The sequence below is a fragment of the Mesobacillus sp. genome, from assembly GCF_049588175.1.
In the GTDB taxonomy this organism is placed as follows: Bacteria; Bacillota; Bacilli; order Bacillales; family Cytobacillaceae; genus Mesobacillus.
The window spans coordinates 1-3333 of the sequence record NZ_JBAVFI010000144.1 but is presented as its reverse complement, the minus strand read 5'-3'; the positions used below and the strand labels follow the sequence as shown (position 1 = coordinate 3333).

Sequence of the window (3333 nt, the reverse complement as noted above, 5' to 3'; positions counted from 1 at the left end):
ATTCATAACCATGGCGAAATCTCTCATATCTATAGACTTAATGAAAAGCTGGCCAAGTCCTGGATACGTAAAAACCGTTTCGACAATGATGGCGCCATTCACGATATTTACCATATCAAAGCCGAGGAATGTGACAATTGGGATCAGTGAATTTTTCAGGATATGTACATTGTAGATCCTTTTTTCAGGAACGCCGATTGAACGCGCTGTGCGGACAAATTCCTTCCTGCTGTTTTCGACAATATCATCTCTTAAAAATTGTGTATAGGTTGCTGTTCCAACGACACCGAGGACACATGCCGGCAAGATCAGATGATGTATTCTATCAAGCATATATTCAAAAGTTCCCTCAGGTACAGTGATATCGACTGAACCATTAGATGGAAACCAATTTAGTTCAAAAGAAAATAGATAGATAGAATAGACTGATACCACAATGATCGGGAGCGATAATCCTGTGTAATTTACGCTGCTGATCAGACGGTCCCCGAGTTTATTTGGGTTGCGGCCTGCATACTTCCCCATAAAAAATGAAAGAACATAGGTGATTACCAAGGATGTAATCCCAAGCAGAAGTGTATTCGTCATTTTTTCCTTTAGAATCAGTGAAACGTCAACGCGGTAATAGGAGGAAACCCCCAGTTCTCCCGTGATAAAATTGACAATCCACTTTTTATAATCTACCCAGATCATCGTGAAGTCATAGTCTGTCCCCATTACCCCCGGCATCATCATGAATAGAAAAAAGACGACAATCGAGGTCAGGATCAGGCTGGGAACAGCGAGCAAAATTCTTTTTAATGAATAGTTTAAAACGGTCATGATGAATCCTTTCAGAAACCAGCTTCTTTTTGTTCCTTATTTATAAATTGAAAGGAAGGACTGATCGTCTTCTTTTCTTTTAGAGGTATCTTCTCCCCTGTCTTTTTCTTTATTTTACCAATGAAATCGATATTTTCATATGCCAAATGTCCTTCGAGTTCTTTTTTCATCATGTTCGTTATGGCGATAAGGATAAAGAAGAATAACATCGTACTTAACACAATCCATGGATATTGGATCATGACTTTAAAGTTCTGTCCAATCAAACCGCCCCATTCGTTTGACAGGGTCTCTGGCGGTGGGACTCCATCATCTGCAGTGAATATTCCGCCTTTCGTTTGCCCTCCAAGGTATGCCTTGAATATGCCTAAATGCATCAAAATCACAAGCGTGCTTAAAAGCTGCTGGACAAAGATCAGCAAACCAATTGATTTTAGGAACGGCCATAGGTGTTTTGTCAGCACGTGGAAGCGACTTGCACCCAATAAAAAGGACGAGACTACAAATGATTTCCTCTGCATTTCTTCTATATAATCAATTGTCATCAATACAATCGCAGGATACGCTATGAGGGTTAGAACACCAATTTGATAACTGGCAATATTCCAGACAGGGATACCTGTAAATCGTTCTATAAAAGGTGACATCATAAAAATGGCGATGACCAGCGCAGGTACGTAGCGAAAAGCAAGGAAGAAATCTTTGAAGTATGTTTTAACCTTGGGAAGCCAAAGCGCAATGATTATTCCAGTTGACACCCCAGCCAATACTCTAAAAAGCGTAATAAAAAAGGCTGCAGATAGGGTGAATTTTGCCCCATACAGATGAAGATAAATCATATCTTGGCCATTCCGATCAGTACCTAATAAGTGGTCTTGTGTAGGGGGAGTCGGAGCCTTTGCAATTAATTCACCTTGTTTATCATAAATATAAAACTCTTCATTGTAGTCTTCATCGCCGTACAACGGATAAAGGAGACTTGCTATGAACATACCAAGAATTAATAAGAAGCCTATAATCGTTTTCTTATAGTTTCTCATAACGAAATCCCCTCTTTTCCCCGATAAAAATAAGCAGTTGCCCTCGCTAGCAGATCAATAAGCAGGATCGGTAACGCAACCAGCAAGCAGAAGATGATTACTGCCGGCGCATCTTTTGTAAAAATGTTATCGAGATCCTTTGTAAAACCCTGCATGGCAAAGATATATTCAATCAATACGAGATTTGAAAGCAATACCCAAATGAGTGTCCTCAATTGAATGACTGCCAGTGGAAAAATATTGCGCAGGATATGTTTGAAATAGATTGTCAGGTTATGCAGACCCTTTGATTTTGCGAAAATCACATAATCCTTTTCCCACTCTTCTTCGATTTGTTTAATCAAGAATTGCGCCATAAAAAATGAAGGCAGAAGAGATACAGCCACGACAGGCATGAGATAGGATTTTTCACTTAACCCATAAAGCCTGAACAGTTTGATCCCCGTTTCCTTGTATAAATAAATCACCATGAACTGGAGGACAAAAATAATCAGCAGGTCAGGGACAGCTTCACTGAAATTAATAAAATTCTTCACTTTAGACTGGAGTTTTTTTGGCGTAATAATAAAAATACCTGTCAGTATTATGCCGCCTATGATCATTGCCGCCAGCGAAAGCCCCAATATTTCAAGTGTGTACGCATACCGCTCGGCCATACTTGTTGTCAGCCACTGATGAATCATCGGACCTGCATCGAAACTCTGAATTTGCCTGCTCACATCTCCCAAAGACCGGAGAAAAAACTCCGGGCCATACAGCAGCCTATTGCCATCAACGTAAAAAAGCCGAGGGATTGATAAAAACAGGATCACCCCTCCTATTATGCAGGCCGCTCTTATTATGTAATGGACTAATATCTTCATTGGCTGACTCCTTTCTTTCCCACATATTGTGATATATATTTTTAAACGAAGGATTTGGGTTGATTGTTACAAGATTTTCTAAAATTTATGTTAAAGGAGAAAAGGAGGGTCGTTTATCCATTGTTGAGGGTGGAATCAATTCTTTTAAGGAGCCAATAATAATTTTTATTAGCGATAGTCTGGATATGAGCAATTATGAAGTATCTCATAACAAATTAAAAAAGAAATCCGCTGCTGGTTGTCATGAGCAGGACTACGAGAACAACTCAAAATGAAAAAATGGCGACGAGTTGTTATTAGAAGGGTACGAGAAAACAGCTAATTTATTAACGGAAAATTAGTTTTATTGGCGAACCGAAAATTTTATCTTTTTTTTCAATCAATACAGTTTTTGAATATGTTAGAGTTAGGAAAAACAGGAAATTGCAAATGGAGGGCGGGCAATGAAATCATTCTTTGAACCGGGTACGGAAAATGTCTTTCAGCTATTTTCAGTACAGCATCTATTAACATTAGGTGCTTTTGTAGTTGTGATTGTAATGATGTTCTTGTTCAGAAAAACATTAAGAAAGGAGTCTGCAAATCGAACAGCTCGCATAGCATTATTC

3 protein-coding genes are annotated in these 3333 nt (G+C 38.9%); all 3 read right to left on the bottom strand.

Annotation, left to right across the window (positions count from 1 at the left end; all coding sequences use genetic code 11):
• A partial coding sequence (locus WB217_RS03540) for an ABC transporter permease (protein ID WP_423990693.1) occupies positions 1-822 on the bottom strand: 822 nt, incomplete at its 3' end.
• 11 nt (positions 823-833) lie between these two features.
• Positions 834-1862 (bottom strand): ABC transporter permease, encoded by a 1029-nt coding sequence (locus WB217_RS03535; RefSeq protein WP_423990691.1) that lies wholly within the window; start codon positions 1860-1862, stop codon positions 834-836.
• Positions 1859-2725 carry an ABC transporter permease subunit gene (locus WB217_RS03530; RefSeq protein WP_423990689.1) on the bottom strand — a complete coding sequence of 289 codons (867 nt, stop codon included), beginning with the start codon at positions 2723-2725 and terminating at the stop codon, positions 1859-1861. The genes WB217_RS03535 and WB217_RS03530 overlap by 4 nt, the downstream gene beginning before the upstream one ends.
• Positions 2726-3333: the final 608 nt, after the last annotated feature.